Raw genomic sequence first — 15,360 nt, forward strand, 5'->3', positions numbered from 1 at the left:
TTATTTATTTAAAGTACAAAAATAGGAAATATTAAGATTTTATCAAAACATTTAAATTTAATTTTTAGTAGATCTCAATATTATCTTAGATTTCATAGTTTGTGTGAAAATTAAATAATTTTCCCCACCGTCTTTTATTTTGTATTTATTTTTAATTTCATCCGGTTTTAAAGGATAATTTTTACTGATTATATTATAAAAATCTCCTTTTTTTATTTGTTTTGAATCTATTTTTTCAACTTTCAAAACTCTTCCTGGAAAATTTTTTGTTAAATCGTTTGAAGTGTAAAAATGAGAATTTGGATGAAGTTTTTTTAAATTAAATTTTTGCGAAATAGAATTAAATGCACCTGATTTTAAAACGGAATTATTCGGAATATAAACATAATTTAATAAGTCAGAAAATTCGGAATTTAAAGTTTTTTCTTCATCAAAAATAAACTCAAAATCTGGCTCGTCACTTTCTAAATTTGCACAAATACATTTTACTTTTCCTAAAGTTTTCTTTGAATTTAAAAGAACAGCAATTTCTTTCACTTCATTCTTAAAAGCAATGATATAAATGTTTTCAAGGTTTTTTAAAACGGAAATTAAATAAGACAAATCAATTAAAGGTGATAATTTAATTAATATTTTAGAAGAAATATTTAATAATTCATCCTGAATTTCAAGGATATTTGGCGAAAGATCTTCAAGTAAAAAAACCTTCTTTTTATCTAAATTTCTTCTTGCAGGATCAAGGTAAATTAAATCAAAATTTTGATAATTCTTATCTAAAAAATTTTCTAAATTTTCGTTTTTAAAAGTGGCTTTTTTATCTAAAATTTTCCAGTTGTGTTCTACGATTTTTAAAAGTTCAGTATTTTTTTCAACTAAAGTAATTTCATTAAAATTTTCCGAAAGAAAATAGGCGTCAATCCCAAAACCTGAAGTTAAATCTAAAAATTTTTCGCCGCTAAAAAGTTGGGATTTATATTTTGAGGTTGCTTCCGAAGAACTTTGTTCCAGATTTAAATTTGGCGGAAAAATAATTCCTTCTTTTAATAAAAAAGGAAATTTTTTCGCTGCAACATTTCTACCTTTTATTTGCTGCACAATTTCTTGCATTGAAACTTCTGGAAACGGTGATTTTTTTAATAACAAAGAATGCAAATCGGTTTTTAGATTTGCATTGATAAAATTTTGGATTTGTGTTTTTAAAATTGGGTTGATTATAATTGTAAGATATAAATTATTCTTCACTTCTAATTAATCTTGCGGTATCATTTTTATTTTCCTCTGTGAAATTTGTATAATTTTTATTTTCAAAATCTAACAAAATTAAAATTTCATTTTTATTAACAAATTTCAAAAAACCTTTCAAAATACCTTTTTCAATAATTAAATCACCTTTTTTAAATTTTGCGATCAAATTAATTTTGATTGGATTAGATTTAAAATCAACTTTATAAATTACTTGACCAAATTTACCGTCATTTGATCCTCCATGAATTTTAAAATTTTTTCCGTCTATAAATTCCCCATTTATAGAAAAACTTATAAAATTGTCTTTTGAGAAAGTTATTGACCAAATGTTTTTTGTAGAATCTACACCTTGCCATTTTCCTATTAAATCTTCATTAGTTTGAGCCTTAAACGAAAGGAAACAGATGAAAAGTAATATTACCTGTAAAATTTTTTTCATGATTTTTTACTCAAACATTTCCGCCCAACGAACTGGTTTTAAAACCGCTTCATTATATAAATCTGAAATTTCTTCAGTCTGATTTAATTTCGGATAAAGATTGACGCCAATCAATTTAATTTTTCCTTCTTTTACCCAATTTTGTTCCTGAATTGCTTGATTGTAAATTAATTCCTGAAGTTCGGCAGATTTCATCATTTCAGAATATCCACCTTTTTCTTCAAATTCTAAAAATAATTGCCAGGATTTTTCAGCAATTTGTTGGGTAAGATCTTCAACGAAAAAACTTCCATTTGCCGCATCATCAAACACATTAATGATACTTTCATACGCCAAAACAATTTGCTGTTTAAAGGAAATTTCAGTGGAAAGTTCGGTCGGATTTGCCAATAAATAATTATTGCTAAAAACTGCATCTGCGCCGCCAATCATTGCTGCGGATAATTCCAAAGTTGAACGAATCAGATTGTTTTCCGGATCGTTTTTAGATTTATTTCTTAAAGAAGTTTCCGCAAAAATGTAAGGAATTTCATCTTTTCCGTATTCTTTTGACAATTGATTAAAAACCAATTTAAAAGCGCGAATTTTTGAAATTTCAAAGAAATAATTTGAGCCAACCGCCAATTTAAAAATCAATTTATTTAAAATATCTGAACCAAAAATCTCAATTAAATCTTTAGTTTTTGAAAGTGCGATCGCCAATTGTTGATTAATTGAAGCGCCACAATTTTGATGAAAACTGACATCAATACAAATATTTCGTTGGAAATTTTTTGCTGATAATTCTTTTGCCAATTGTTCGTTTATTTCTCCAAAATTTTCATCAAAAACGTCAATTAAGGAAAAATAAGTGTTTTCATCTTCAATTTTGATATGTTCTGCTAAATCTTTATCGGCAATAAATAATGTTTTATCTTGCAGATTATCAACGTTTTCTGTCAACAAAAATGCGAAAACATCTTCTTCTAAAGATTCATCATATTTTGAAACTAAATGTGTACTTTCTGCAATCTTGGGAAGATTTTTTAAAGTTTTTAAAACTTCAGAATTATAGGCTTTTACAGTCAGATTTTCTAAATTTTCAACATTTAAAATCCCGTAAATATCCTCAGATTTTAACTGTTTTTTTACGAGATCTCCCCAATCAGAAAGTGAAGTTTTTGGAAACATTTATTTAAAAATTAAAATAATAAAATTAAAACTAAGGATTTGCTTTTTCTGCAATATTTGAACTATCAACTACGATAATAAAAATTTCTTCATTAGGTTTTTTCATGAAATAATTTTCACGTGCAAATTTTTCTTTTTCAGATTTATTGTTCATTAATTTCTCGTAAAAAGAATTATTTTTTTCATATTCACTTTTATAATGCGCTAACTGTTGTTCGTTTTTGGTGATATTTCCATCAATTTCGTTAATTACCAAAAAAGAAGTACTGTCAAAAAAAACCATCCAGATCAAAAACAAAAATATAGTAATAACATATTTATTTAAAATATATTTTTTTACTAATCGAAAAACCTCATTCGGTTTCTGAATGTCTTTAATTAGATTTTTCATTAATGTGTTTTTTTAAGTGAATTATTGATCACTGTTGTCAGAAAGTCAATAGCAACAGAGTTTTTCTTCATATTTGGAACGATTAGATCCGCTTCATTTTTTGAAGGTTCAATAAATTCCTGATGCATCGGTTTTAAAGTCGTTTGATAACGGTGCAAAACTTCCTGCAAATCTCGTCCTCTTTCCTGCGTATCACGACGAATCCTGCGAATTAAGCGTTCATCCGAATCTGCGTGAACAAAAACTTTCAAGTTGTATTCTTTTAATAATTCAGGATTTGTTAAAACCAAAATCCCTTCCACAATCAAAACATTTTTCGGTTCAACAGTAACGTAATCACCTGATCTTGAATGCGTAACAAAAGAATAAATAGGCTGCTCAATTGCCTGATTATTTTTTAAGGCACGAACATGATTTAGCATCAATTCAAAATCGATGGATTTTGGATGATCGTAATTTAGCATCTCTCTTTCAGATAACGTAAGATTCTGATTATCATGGTAATAATTATCCTGAGAAAGTACATTTACACCTTCGGCGTTCAACTGCTGAAGAATTTTATTAACAACCGTGGTTTTCCCTGAACCGGTGCCACCTGCAATACCAATAACGAGCATAAAAATTTTTTACAAATATAATGTTTTTAAAAAGTGAAAGGTAAATTTTAAAAGTGAATGATACATTTTAAATCTTCATTCCAAAAAATTTACGATTCTTAACCTTTTGGTGAAATCCCAAAAATAAAATAAACCACAGCCTGAACTCTTGCAAGAAATTCCCTCGACTGATTGCGGTAAAAACTGCTATTTGTATAAACATCCTGCGCATCGTAACCCAACGCATTCATGTGCTGATTTCTGGCAAAAAATAACGCGCGAAGATTGTGAAATCCCTGTGAAACGATGATGACACTGTTTTTATGGTAAACATTTTTACAGTTTAAAATACTTTTATGCGTATTAAAACCAATAGGATCTTCAATTATAATATTTTCCGGTACGCCTTCCTGGTAAATTAAAAACTCCTTCATTGCCGCGGGTTCATCGTAATTTTTACTTTTTTCGCCACTGACGATTATTTTTTTTATCTTTCCGTGATGATACAAAGTTGCGGCAGCATCCATTCTTTTTGTGAAATAAGGATTCGCATTTCCTGACATCATCCTAGGGGAAGTTCCCAATACCAGAGCCACTTCGCGTGAAGGAATTTGAGAAATTTTAGTGTAAGTCCGACCATTTGTTAAGGCAAAAACCCAAATATTAGCCGTGATCATAAATAGTAATCCAATTTCCACCAGATTAAAAAATAATTTAAATATGTTAATTATTTTTATCAAACTGAGTCAAAATTAACCTTTATTTTTTTACTCAAAACAATGGATTGACAGGCCAGAATTTTACCAGTTTTTTCTTCTTTTTCCGTTAAATATTCATTTTCAAGTAATTCTACGTCACCTTCTTGCAAAGTACATTCGCAGATACCACAAATGCCGGATTTACAGGAATAAGGCACTTTAAAACCTTGATCTAAAAGTTGTTGCAACAATTTATACTTATTATTTCGCAGGTTGGTTTTAAAATTTTCGCCATAAACTTTAAATTCAACTTCTATATTTTCAATTAAAGGAAACTCTTGTTCGGTCGGATAAATATCCTCATTAAAAGTATCAAACAACTCAAAATGAATATTTTTCTTTGGAATTCCCCTATTAAATGATTCGTTCGCCAAAGATTTTATCATCTCACCAGTACCACAAATTAAAATCTCATCAACAGCGTCCCAAATAGTCGATTCTTCGTCTGTATCATCTAAATTTAATATTTGATTTATTATTAAATGTAATTTTTTATCATTCAAATGACCTTGAAATAATAAATCGGTAGTTTCTTTTGAATAAAAATAAAAAATTTCTAGACGATCTTTATATAGTAAAAGCAGATCATCTAACTCATTTTTAAAAGGAATTTTTTTCGAATTTGCATTACCAAAAAAAAGATAAAAACGCGTTCTCGGTTCTTCGTGCAGAATATTTTTTAAATGACTTAAAATAGGTGTAATTCCGATTCCCGCAGCAAATCCGAGAATTGTTCGGTGTTCGTTTGGCTTAGAAACCAAAGTGAATCTTCCCTTTGGTTCACTAATTTCCAAAAAATCACCAACCTTATATTCTTCAAATAAATCGGTTGTAAAACTATCTTTATCGCCAAGTTTTATGCCTAAAGAAATTTTATTTTCAAAAGGTGCACTTGTCAAAGAATAATCTCTTATGATTTCTTGATCTAAATTCTTACCTTTTAAACTTAAATATTGTCCGGATTCAAAGGCAAAATTTTCCTTTAATTCAATCGGAATTTCAAATTCAAGCGTAAATATTGTTTTGGTCAGTAGTTCCTTTTTCGTTATTTTTAACGAATGAAAAACGGGTTTTTTGGCCTTTGTTAAATTTAAATTCATACTAATTACTCAAAAATAAGTAAAATAAAAGTTATGCGAAAATTAATCTTATCAGTTTTAGTTTTAGGTGCACTTTCTGCGTGTAAAAAAGAAAAAAAAATTGTAGAAAATAATGACGAAATAAAAGATTCAACAATGGCAGTTACGACGCCTCAAGTTTCTACAGCATCGATAAATTTAAAAGAATTCTCACCTGCACAGGTTTCGGATTATTTAAAAAATAAAGAAAACGACACCTTATATGTGACTAACTTTTTCGCAACCTGGTGCGGTCCGTGTATGGCGGAAATTCCACATTTTAAAGAAAAAATCGCTGAATTAAAAGGACAACCGGTAAAATTCACCTTCGTAGATATTGATGAAAAATCTGATTGGGACGGCGCTGTAAAAACATTCGCTGCAAAAAATGATCTTCAGGATCATATCATTTTAGTAGATAATAAAAAACTGGATCCTGCATTTTTTAAATCGACTTTCGAAAAATGGGATGGACAGGCAATTCCTTACACAATTATGAAAAAGGGAAAAAGAACGGAAGAAACTTTGGGAAATATGAGCGCGGAAATGCTTGATCAAAAGTTGGCTTCTTTCATTTCTGAAAAAAAAAATTAATAAAAATTAAGTAATCAGACTTAACTGTCGATGGCGGAATTTTCCCCAAATACACATTATGATCAAAAAGCCGTTAATTTAATTTTAAGCGGCTTTTTATTTTTTTAATTTTATCTATATATATTTTTCTTTAATGAAATTTAGTTTTAAAAATCTTGTATTTTTTTTAATAATAATTGGTTTTGCGGCAATTATTATTAACTTATTTACAGGTTTTATACCTCTGCAATTTTCAGATTTTTTCTTAACAAATTCCTCAAATTTTGACATTGCACAACTGCGTGTAAACCGTGTTTTAATAATGCTTTTGGCAGGTATTTCAATTCCAACTTCGGGATTTTTATTACAAGAATATTTTCAAAATCCACTGGCTGGACCATCCGTTTTAGGAATATCTTCGGTCGCAAGTTTAAGTGTGGCTTTTTATATTTTTTTCTCGCAAAATTTAGTTCTCCCAGAATTTCTTCAAAACAGTTTTTTAAGCATCACTGCAATTGCTGGAAGTTTTGTTTTAATGCTTGTTTTACTGCTTTTCTCTGAAAAATTTCAGGATAAAAGTTTCATTATTATTTTTGGTTTTCTAATTTCTGCTTTGGCTGGCGCAATTGTTTCTATTTTACAATTTTATGCCGAAAATCAAAGTTTAAAAAATTATGTTCTTTGGAGTTTTGGCGCGAATAATCAGGTTAGCTTAGGTCAAATTACCGTTCTTTCAGTTTTAATTTTAGTAGGTTTATTTCTTAGTTTTAAATGTTTAAAACCTTTGATAGGAAATAGTTTGGGAACATCTTACGCGCAGAGTTTTGGCGTAAATTTAAAACACTTGAAATATTTAATAATTCTCGCTTCTTCCCTACTTTCTGCTTCAGTCACAGCATTTCTTGGTCCGATTTTATTTATCGGAATTGTTGTTCCGCATTTTGCGAGATTACTATACAATCCTTCAAAACTTTGGCACCAGTGGATTTTAAATATGATTTTAGGAATCTGTATTATGGAAGTTTTTTCTGTGGTTTCAGAACTCTCAAAATTACCTTTAAATATCATCACTTCACTGTTTGGGATTCCTGTGATTTTATTAATGTTGATTGGGAAGAATAAATTTACAAATGCTTAATTTAAGATGAATATAGATTTAAAAAACATCACTTTTGGTTTTTCTAAACCTTTAATTTCTGAAGGGAATATGTCTTTAGAAACTGGTGATGTTTGTTTAATTATTGGCGATAACGGCGTCGGGAAAACTACTTTAATTAAATCCATTTTAGGTCAAAATAAACTAATGTCGGGTGGTGTTTTTTTGGATGAAAATAATCTCAAAAATTTAGCTTCAAAAGAAATTGCCCAGAAAATCTCTATTGTTTTTTCAAAATCTCAAATCCCAAATCATTTCACAGTTTTAGATTTAATTTCTTTTGGTAAATACATTCATTATCCTTACTATTTTAAATTAAATAAAACTGATTTACAGGAAGTTGATGAAATTATCGAAAGTCTTGGTTTAAAAGAATTTGAAAATTTTCAATTGCAAAATCTGTCAGATGGTAATTTGCAAAAAGCCTTTATCGGTCGTGCTTTATCGCAAAATACGCCGATCATCATATTAGATGAACCAACGACGCATTTAGATGAAAAAAATAAGTTGATGATCCTCAATTTGCTTCGGCATATTGCCAAAACTCAAAATAAAATAATATTATTTTCTTCACACGACTGGCGATTGGCAAAGGAATTTAGTGATAAAATCTGTCTTTTAAAAAATGAACAATTATTTTCAGGAATTGCTGAAGATGTCCTTTTAAAACAGCCAGAATTAACGACGCCAAAACTATACAATTTACATTCTGAATTTTTGCCGCCACAGATTTTTGCGCCTGAATTAGAAAAGGAATTACTCTATTCTTTTCTACAAAAAAACCATCCAAAAAATCTGAAAAACTACAAATTTACCTGGAGCGATAATTTTTGGGAGATTTCACACAACGATAATCAACAAAAAGCAACTACCTTTAAGGAAATCACAAACATGCTCTCTAAGTAGCATTAAATCTACAAAATACTCGATTTTAAAATATACTATGCGTGCATAGTATTATGCATTTCATATTAATTAAAATATTGATATTCAGTTATTTGACTAAAACTCATTCTGTAAAGTACTATGCATGCATAATATTTTGTATATTTGAGTAAGAGATATGTTAATATGAGTTCCAAATATAATGACAAAGTAGATAATGTGGATTTGATTTTAAAATCAACGTGGTTGGCTGTTTCAAAAATGTACAGTGATATGGCGCAAGATCACGATGCAACCGCAGTTCAAGCACTCACTTTATTAAAAATTGATCCAAAAGAAGGAACAAGAAGCACGAATCTTGGACCGAAAATGGCGATTGAACCAACTTCTTTGACCCGCATAATCAAACTTTTGGAAGATAATGGCTATATATATAAGGAAAAAACAACTTTAGATAAACGCGAAGTCATTATTAAATTGACGGAGAAAGGTATCGAGAGCAGAAATCTTTCGAAAGAAGTGGTCGTTAATTTTAACACAAAAGTGGCGCAGAAAATTTCTTCAGAAAAATTAGATATTTTTAAAGAAGTCATGCTTGATATCTTAAGAATTGCAAACGAAATAAATAACAAAAAATAACAAATATGAACAGACACATCAAACATGTAACTGTTTTGGGTTCAGGAATTATGGGTTCCGGCATTGCTGCACACTTCGCCAACATCGGCGTTCAGGTGCTTTTGCTGGATATTGTCCCTTTTGAACTGACGGAAGCAGAAACTAAAAAAGGTCTTACGAAAGAACATAAAGCGGTACGAAACAGAATTGCGACGGAGAATTTTGTAAAATTACAGAAATCCAGTCCAGCACTACTCTATTCGCCAAAATTTGCAGATAGAATTACAGTTGGAAATTTTGATGATGATTTAAAGAAAATCAAAAATACCGACTGGATCATTGAAGTGGTTATTGAAAGACTGGACATCAAGAAATCGGTTTATGAAAAAATTGAAGCCGTTCGTAAAGATGGGACTTTAATTTCTTCCAACACTTCCGGAATTCCTATTAATCAATTGGTAGAAGAACGTAGTGATGATTTTAAAAAATATTTTGCCGGAACACATTTCTTTAATCCGGTTAGATATTTACCACTTTTAGAAATTATTCCAACAAACGACACCGATCCGGAAATCATTGATTTTTACATGAATTACGGTGCTAAATTTTTAGGAAAAACTACGGTTTTAGCTAAGGATACACCGGCATTTATCGCAAACAGAATTGGAGTTTTCTCTATGATGAATTTGCTTCACAGCGTAAAAGATCTCGGCTTAAATGTTTCTGACGTTGATAAACTGACCGGACCAATTATCGGTCGGCCAAAATCTGCGACTTTTAGAACCGCTGATGTCGTTGGTTTAGACACTTTGGTTCACGTTGCGAAAGGGGTTGAAGGCAGCGGAACGGAACAGGAAATTTTCCAGAAAGGTTTTGCGATGCCTTCTTACATTGATTTTATGATGGAAAAGAAAATGCTAGGTTCTAAAACCGACGGCGGATTCTACAAAAAAATCAAAAATGCAGAAGGAAAATCTGAAATTCAGGGTCTAAATCTTGAAACTTTAGAATACGAACTTCAGGGCAAAAACTCTTTCCCGACTTTAGAATTAACCAAAAACATCGACAAACCTTTAGACCGTTTTAAAGTTTTGGTCGGTGGAAAAGACAAGGCTGGTGAATTGTACAGAAAATCTTTAGGCGCTTTGTTCGCTTACGTTTCTCATAAAGTTCCGGAAATTTCTGATGATATTTATAAAATTGATGACGCACTTCGCGCCGGTTTTGGTTGGGAAAACGGTCCGTTCGAAATCTGGGATGCCGTTGGCGTAGAAAAAGGTATTGAACTTGCAAAAGCAGAAGGATACGAAGTTTCTGATTGGGTTAAAAATTTAGCCTCAAAAAATCAGACTTTTTACAAAGTAAATGAAGAAGGTCAAAGCACTTTTGTTAATAAAGATTCCGCCGAATATTCTAAAATTCCGGGACAGGATTCTTTTATTATTTTAGATAATATTAGAAAAAACAAAACTCTTTGGAGCAATTCCGAAGCACAGATTCAGGATTTAGGCGACGGAATTATCAATTTTGAAATTAAATCTAAAATGAATTCCCTTGGCGGTGGCGTTTTAGACGGTTTAAACCGCGCGATCGACTTGGCAGAAAAGGATTACGACGGTTTGGTGATTGCCAATCAGGGCGCTAATTTTTCTGTCGGCGCAAACCTTGCGATGATCATGATGATGGCGGTTGACCAGGATTGGGACGATCTAAATATGGCCATCAATTATTTCCAAAAATCAATGATGCGTGTGCGATATTCTTCAATTCCGGTTGTCGTTGCCCCTTTCGGGATGACTTTAGGCGGCGGTTGCGAGATGACACTGCACGCCGACAGAGTTGTTGCTGCGGCAGAAACTTATATTGGTTTGGTTGAAGTTGGTGTCGGCGTAATTCCCGGCGGTGGCGGAACGAAAGAAATGACTTTAAGAACTTCCCGCGATTTCCATAATGATGATGTTAAAAATAACCGTTTGCGCGATGCTTTTATGAATATCGCGATGGGAAAAGTCGCCACTTCTGCTTATGAAGCCTATGATATGGGGATTTTAGAGCAAGGAAAAGATATTGTAGTTGTTAATAAACAATCTCAAATCATGACCGCAAAAATGATGGCGAAAAGTTTGTCCGAGCACGGTTACACGCAACCCATCGAGCAAAAAGTAAAAGTGGTTGGCAAAGATGCTTTGGGAATGTTCTACGTTGGAACAGACCAAATGCTCGCTGGAAATTACATTTCTGAACACGATAAAAAAATCGCAGATAAACTCGCTTACGTAATGGTTGGTGGTAATTTATCTGAACCAACAGTCGTTACCGAGCAGTATTTATTGGATCTTGAAAGAGAAACGTTCCTTCAACTTTGTGGTGAAAGAAAGACTTTGGAGAGAATTCAGTTCATGTTGCAGAAAGGGAAACCTTTACGTAATTAGAAGTTAGATATTAGAATTTAGAATTTAGATGAAAACGCACAGATTACGAGAGTTAATTATTTGGAAGAAATCGATGGTTTTAGTTAAGGATGTTTATCTATTAACCGAAACTATTCCTTCAACTGAAAAATTTGGACTGATTTCTCAAATTCGAAGATGTGCTGTATCAATACCTTCTAATATCGCTGAAGGAGCTGGAAGAAATAATCCTAAAGAATTTTATCAATTTTTAGGTATTGCAAATGGTTCAAGTTATGAATTAGAAACGCAATTAATATTATTAGTTGATTTAAATTTTCAAAGCGAGGAAGAAATTCAGCCTTTACTAAATATTTTAACAGAAATTCAAAAGATGATTTATAAATTCAAAACAAATTTAATGAACGGTTAGATTCTAATTTCTAACATCTCATTTCTAATATCTAAATTTAAAAAATGAAACAAGCATATATAATTTCCGGTTACAGAACTGCTGTCGGTAAAGCACCAAAAGGATCATTAAGATTTACGCGTCCCGACGTGATGGCAGCAACCGTTATTGAAAAATTAATGGCAGATTGTCCAAAACTGGATAAAAATAGAATCGACGATCTTATAGTTGGAAACGCAATGCCGGAAGCCGAACAAGGCTTAAATGTAGCGCGATTAATTTCATTAATGGGATTAAACACGGACAAAGTTCCGGGCGTAACAGTGAACAGATATTGCGCTTCCGGAAGTGAGGCGATTGCGATTGCCTCAGCGAAAATACAGGCTGGAATGGCAGATTGTATTATTGCTGGTGGAACAGAATCAATGAGTTACATTCCAATGGGTGGTTACAAACCAGTCCCGGAATCTAATATCGCAAAAACAAATCCAGATTATTATTGGGGAATGGGTTATACCGCGGAAGAAGTCGCAAAACAATACAATATTACCCGCGAACAACAGGATGAATTCGCTTTTCACTCGCATGAAAAAGCCTTAAAAGCCAATGCAGAAGGCAGATTTAAAGACCAGATCGTTTCCATTCCGGTAGAATATAATTTCCTTAACGAACAGCAAAAATCAGAAACTAAGAAATTCGATTTTTCTGTAGATGAAGGTCCACGAGCAGGAACTTCAATGGAAGCCTTAGCAAAATTAAAACCCGTTTTTGCCAATGGCGGAAGTGTAACGGCTGGAAATTCCTCACAAATGAGTGATGGCGCTGCTTTCGTAATTGTGATGAGCGAAGAAATGGTAAAAGAATTAGGTCTGGAACCACAAGCAAGATTGGTTGCTTATGCCGCAGCCGGTTTAGAACCAAGAATTATGGGAATGGGTCCATTGTACGCAATTCCAAAAGCCTTGAAACAAGCAGGTTTAGATTTAAAAGATATTGATTTAATTGAACTTAACGAAGCATTCGCTTCACAATCAGTTGCGGTAATGAACGAATTAAATTTAAACAAAGAAATCGTCAACGTCAACGGTGGCGCAATCGCACTTGGACATCCGCTTGGTTGTACAGGAACAAAATTAACGATTCAACTGTTAGATGAAATGAAAAAACGTGGCAATATGAAATATGGAATGGTCACAATGTGCGTCGGAACTGGACAAGGAGCGGCGAGTATTTTTGAACTGCTTTAAAAATTTTAGATTTTAAATTATAAATTTTAGATGAAATGAGTTTCAAAGAAGATAATTTAATTCAAATAAAGACATTTGAGTTTGCATTGAGAATCATCAAATTCTATTCAATATGCAAATCTCAAAATGAATATATTTTATCTAAACAAATTCTTCGTTCAGGAACTTCAATCGGGGCAAATGTTGAAGAAGCAATTGCCGCTCAATCAAAAAAGGATTTTATTTCCAAACTTTCAATTGCAAATAAGGAAGCACGGGAAACAAAATATTGGCTAAAACTTTACAAATCTTCGGATTTGGTAAAAGTGGAAATTGATTCCTATTTAATTGAAATCGAAAGCATTATCAATATTTTAACTAAAATCATTAAAACGTCATCTGAAAATTTATAACAGCAAATCTAATTTAAAATCTATAATCCAAAATTTAAAATTAATATAATATGTCAACAATAAAAAAAGGCGGCGAATTTCTAATCAAACCAACACCCGCAGCAGAAATTTTCACTTTAGAAGATCTTTCTGAAGAACAAAAAATGATACGCGATTCCGCGAAAGAATTTATCGACCGCGAAGTTATGCCACATCACGACCGTTTTGAGCATAAGGATTACGCTTTAACGGAAGAAACGATGCGCAAATTGGGCGAAATGGGACTTTTAGGAGTTACAGTTCCAGAGCAATACGGCGGTTTGGGAATGGGTTTCGTGACCACAATGCTTGCTTGCGATTACGTTTCCGGTGGAAATGGATCTTTGGCAACGGCTTTCGGCGCACATACAGGAATCGGAACTTTACCGATTTTACTTTATGGAACTGAAGATCAAAAAAATAAATATTTGCCAGATTTAGCAACCGGAACTAAATTCGGCGCTTATTGTTTGACAGAACCAGACGCAGGTTCTGACGCAAATTCTGGGAAAACAAAAGCCGTTTTATCTGAAGACGGAAAAACTTATACGATAAACGGACAAAAAATGTGGATCTCAAACGCAGGATTTGCAGAGATTTTTATTGTTTTTGCAAGAATTGAAGATGATAAAAATATTACCGCTTTTATCGTAGAAAAAGAAGGTACTGAAGGTTTGACTTTTGGCGAGGAAGAACATAAACTGGGAATTCGTTCCTCTTCTACCCGACAGGTTTTTTTCAATGACATGAAAGTGCCGGCAGAAAATCTTTTGGGGCAAAGAAATAACGGTTTCAAGATCGCAATTAATTCTCTAAATGTTGGTCGGATTAAATTGGCTGCAGCAAATATTGACGGACAAAGAAGAATTTTCGGTCATTCTGTGAAATATGCGAGTGATAGAAAACAATTCGGCGTTTCTATCTCCACTTTTGGAGCGATCAGAAAAAAATTAGCAGAAATGGCAACCGGGATTTTTGTAAGTGAAGCTGCAACTTACCGCGCTGGAAAAGACGTTCAGGATAAAATTGACGAATTAATCGCGGGCGGAATGGGTCATCAGGAAGCAGAATTAAAAGGCGTAGAAGAATTCGCAGTTGAATGTTCTATTTTGAAAGTTTTCGTTTCAGATCTAACGCAACATTCTGCAGATGAAGGAATCCAAATTTACGGTGGAATGGGCTTTTCTGAAGATATGCCAATGGAAGCCGCTTGGAGAGATTCCAGAATTGGAAGAATTTACGAAGGAACAAATGAAATCAACCGTCTTTTAGCCGTTGGAATGTTGATCAAAAAAGCAATGAAAGGCCAATTGGATTTAATGGGACCTGCAATGGCAGTTGGCAAAGAATTAATGGGAATTCCATCTTTTGAAACACCGGATTATTCTGAATTTATGTCAGAAGAAAAAGCATTATTAGAAAACCTGAAAAAAGTTTTTATGATGGTTTCCGGTTCTGCCTTGCAAAAATATATGGGAGACATTGATAAACAACAACATTTATTATTAAACGCTTCCGAGATTTTAAACCAAATTTACATGGCAGAATCTACAGTTTTAAGAGCAGAAAAAAGTTTTGATGCTGATTCTGTACAGGCTGCAATGGCAAAATTAAATCTTTACAAAGCCACAGAAAAAATTATCGCGGCTGCAAAAGAAGGTATTATTTCCTTTGCTGACGGTGATGAGCAACGCATGATGCTTTCTGGTTTACGAAGATTTACAAAATACACCAACCAACCAAATGTGATTGCATTAACTGAAAAAATCGCAGCGCATTTTGTTGAGAAAGGAAGTTATTAAAAAAATACTTTTCTTTAAAATTTGAAACGCCTCAGGAAACTGAGGCGTTTTTTATTGTTAAAATATTTATGAATTGTATTACTTCTTTTTAAATACATTAAAAAAACTCAAAAATGATTTAGCGCCTTCTCTTTGTAAATCTTTAGATGA

At 32.3% G+C, this 15,360-nt stretch carries 16 protein-coding genes; 9 read left to right on the forward strand and 7 right to left on the reverse strand.

Going from position 1 to position 15,360, the window contains the following annotated elements:
* Window positions 1-57 precede the first annotated feature (57 nt).
* The 7 genes from BM238_RS03720 to BM238_RS03750 all read right to left on the reverse strand — a co-directional run bounded on the left by BM238_RS03720 (window position 58) and on the right by BM238_RS03750 (window position 5,699).
* A complete protein-coding gene (locus BM238_RS03720; protein WP_449404427.1) occupies window positions 58-1,218 on the reverse strand; it encodes a class I SAM-dependent methyltransferase in 1,161 nt (386 codons plus the stop codon).
* Between the two features lie 13 nt (window positions 1,219-1,231).
* Window positions 1,232-1,684 carry a hypothetical protein gene (locus tag BM238_RS03725; protein WP_090078826.1) on the reverse strand — a complete coding sequence of 151 codons (453 nt, stop codon included), beginning with the start codon at window positions 1,682-1,684 and terminating at the stop codon, window positions 1,232-1,234.
* A gap of 6 nt (window positions 1,685-1,690) precedes the next feature.
* A complete protein-coding gene (locus tag BM238_RS03730; RefSeq protein WP_090078827.1) occupies window positions 1,691-2,854 on the reverse strand; it encodes a methylmalonyl-CoA mutase family protein in 1,164 nt (387 codons plus the stop codon).
* Window positions 2,855-2,885: 31 nt separating this feature from the next.
* On the reverse strand, window positions 2,886-3,245 hold the full coding sequence (locus BM238_RS03735; RefSeq protein ID WP_090078828.1) for an FtsB family cell division protein: 360 nt from the start codon (window positions 3,243-3,245) through the stop codon (window positions 2,886-2,888).
* The gene (gene udk / locus BM238_RS03740) at window positions 3,245-3,862 is read right to left on the reverse strand and encodes a uridine kinase (RefSeq protein WP_090078829.1); all 618 of its coding nucleotides are present in this window, start codon (window positions 3,860-3,862) and stop codon (window positions 3,245-3,247) included. Before udk ends, BM238_RS03735 begins: the two co-directional genes overlap by 1 nt.
* 98 nt (window positions 3,863-3,960) lie before the next feature.
* Window positions 3,961-4,518: a SanA/YdcF family protein gene (locus BM238_RS03745; RefSeq protein WP_090078830.1), complete on the reverse strand. Its 558-nt coding sequence runs from the start codon at window positions 4,516-4,518 to the stop codon at window positions 3,961-3,963.
* 59 nt (window positions 4,519-4,577) lie between these two features.
* The gene (locus BM238_RS03750) at window positions 4,578-5,699 is read right to left on the reverse strand and encodes a flavin reductase family protein (RefSeq protein WP_090078831.1); all 1,122 of its coding nucleotides are present in this window, start codon (window positions 5,697-5,699) and stop codon (window positions 4,578-4,580) included.
* Window positions 5,700-5,732: 33 nt separating this feature from the next.
* Between BM238_RS03750 and BM238_RS03755 the strand changes: the two genes are divergently transcribed.
* The 9 genes from BM238_RS03755 to BM238_RS03795 all read left to right on the forward strand — a co-directional run bounded on the left by BM238_RS03755 (window position 5,733) and on the right by BM238_RS03795 (window position 15,210).
* The gene (locus BM238_RS03755; RefSeq protein ID WP_090078832.1) at window positions 5,733-6,311 is read left to right on the forward strand and encodes a TlpA family protein disulfide reductase; all 579 of its coding nucleotides are present in this window, start codon (window positions 5,733-5,735) and stop codon (window positions 6,309-6,311) included.
* A gap of 133 nt (window positions 6,312-6,444) precedes the next feature.
* Window positions 6,445-7,428 carry a FecCD family ABC transporter permease gene (locus tag BM238_RS03760; protein ID WP_090078833.1) on the forward strand — a complete coding sequence of 328 codons (984 nt, stop codon included), beginning with the start codon at window positions 6,445-6,447 and terminating at the stop codon, window positions 7,426-7,428.
* A gap of 6 nt (window positions 7,429-7,434) precedes the next feature.
* Window positions 7,435-8,352, forward strand: coding sequence for an ABC transporter ATP-binding protein (locus BM238_RS03765; RefSeq protein ID WP_090078834.1), 918 nt, complete (start codon window positions 7,435-7,437; stop codon window positions 8,350-8,352).
* A gap of 165 nt (window positions 8,353-8,517) precedes the next feature.
* On the forward strand, window positions 8,518-8,970 hold the full coding sequence (locus BM238_RS03770; protein WP_090078835.1) for a MarR family winged helix-turn-helix transcriptional regulator: 453 nt from the start codon (window positions 8,518-8,520) through the stop codon (window positions 8,968-8,970).
* A 5-nt stretch (window positions 8,971-8,975) separates the two neighbouring features.
* Window positions 8,976-11,381: a 3-hydroxyacyl-CoA dehydrogenase NAD-binding domain-containing protein gene (locus BM238_RS03775; RefSeq protein WP_090078836.1), complete on the forward strand. Its 2,406-nt coding sequence runs from the start codon at window positions 8,976-8,978 to the stop codon at window positions 11,379-11,381.
* Between the two features lie 28 nt (window positions 11,382-11,409).
* A complete protein-coding gene (locus tag BM238_RS03780) occupies window positions 11,410-11,772 on the forward strand; it encodes a four helix bundle protein (RefSeq protein ID WP_090078837.1) in 363 nt (120 codons plus the stop codon).
* A 44-nt stretch (window positions 11,773-11,816) separates the two neighbouring features.
* Window positions 11,817-12,998, forward strand: a complete 1,182-nt coding sequence (locus BM238_RS03785; RefSeq protein ID WP_090078838.1) for a thiolase family protein — start codon at window positions 11,817-11,819, stop codon at window positions 12,996-12,998.
* Window positions 12,999-13,033: 35 nt separating this feature from the next.
* The gene (locus BM238_RS03790; protein WP_090078839.1) at window positions 13,034-13,390 is read left to right on the forward strand and encodes a four helix bundle protein; all 357 of its coding nucleotides are present in this window, start codon (window positions 13,034-13,036) and stop codon (window positions 13,388-13,390) included.
* Between the two features lie 50 nt (window positions 13,391-13,440).
* Window positions 13,441-15,210, forward strand: a complete 1,770-nt coding sequence (locus BM238_RS03795) for an acyl-CoA dehydrogenase family protein (protein ID WP_090078840.1) — start codon at window positions 13,441-13,443, stop codon at window positions 15,208-15,210.
* Window positions 15,211-15,360 lie beyond the last annotated feature (150 nt).

This window comes from Halpernia frigidisoli (genome assembly GCF_900113805.1).
Taxonomy (GTDB): domain Bacteria; phylum Bacteroidota; class Bacteroidia; order Flavobacteriales; family Weeksellaceae; genus Halpernia; species Halpernia frigidisoli.

What these genes read in the sequence shown, in the direction of transcription:
- BM238_RS03775 (WP_090078836.1), top strand. Translation starts at nt 8,976, where the DNA reads ATGAACAGACACATCAAACATGTAACTGTTTTGGGTTCAGGAATTATG.
- BM238_RS03790 (WP_090078839.1), top strand. Translation starts at nt 13,034, where the DNA reads ATGAGTTTCAAAGAAGATAATTTAATTCAAATAAAGACATTTGAGTTT.
- BM238_RS03750 (WP_090078831.1), bottom strand. Translation starts at nt 5,699, where the DNA reads ATGAATTTAAATTTAACAAAGGCCAAAAAACCCGTTTTTCATTCGTTA.
- BM238_RS03730 (WP_090078827.1), bottom strand. Translation starts at nt 2,854, where the DNA reads ATGTTTCCAAAAACTTCACTTTCTGATTGGGGAGATCTCGTAAAAAAA.
- BM238_RS03765 (WP_090078834.1), top strand. Translation starts at nt 7,435, where the DNA reads ATGAATATAGATTTAAAAAACATCACTTTTGGTTTTTCTAAACCTTTA.
- BM238_RS03780 (WP_090078837.1), top strand. Translation starts at nt 11,410, where the DNA reads ATGAAAACGCACAGATTACGAGAGTTAATTATTTGGAAGAAATCGATG.
- BM238_RS03735 (WP_090078828.1), bottom strand. Translation starts at nt 3,245, where the DNA reads ATGAAAAATCTAATTAAAGACATTCAGAAACCGAATGAGGTTTTTCGA.
- BM238_RS03795 (WP_090078840.1), top strand. Translation starts at nt 13,441, where the DNA reads ATGTCAACAATAAAAAAAGGCGGCGAATTTCTAATCAAACCAACACCC.
- BM238_RS03755 (WP_090078832.1), top strand. Translation starts at nt 5,733, where the DNA reads ATGCGAAAATTAATCTTATCAGTTTTAGTTTTAGGTGCACTTTCTGCG.
- udk (WP_090078829.1), bottom strand. Translation starts at nt 3,862, where the DNA reads ATGCTCGTTATTGGTATTGCAGGTGGCACCGGTTCAGGGAAAACCACG.
- BM238_RS03725 (WP_090078826.1), bottom strand. Translation starts at nt 1,684, where the DNA reads ATGAAAAAAATTTTACAGGTAATATTACTTTTCATCTGTTTCCTTTCG.
- BM238_RS03760 (WP_090078833.1), top strand. Translation starts at nt 6,445, where the DNA reads ATGAAATTTAGTTTTAAAAATCTTGTATTTTTTTTAATAATAATTGGT.
- BM238_RS03770 (WP_090078835.1), top strand. Translation starts at nt 8,518, where the DNA reads ATGAGTTCCAAATATAATGACAAAGTAGATAATGTGGATTTGATTTTA.
- BM238_RS03745 (WP_090078830.1), bottom strand. Translation starts at nt 4,518, where the DNA reads ATGATCACGGCTAATATTTGGGTTTTTGCCTTAACAAATGGTCGGACT.
- BM238_RS03785 (WP_090078838.1), top strand. Translation starts at nt 11,817, where the DNA reads ATGAAACAAGCATATATAATTTCCGGTTACAGAACTGCTGTCGGTAAA.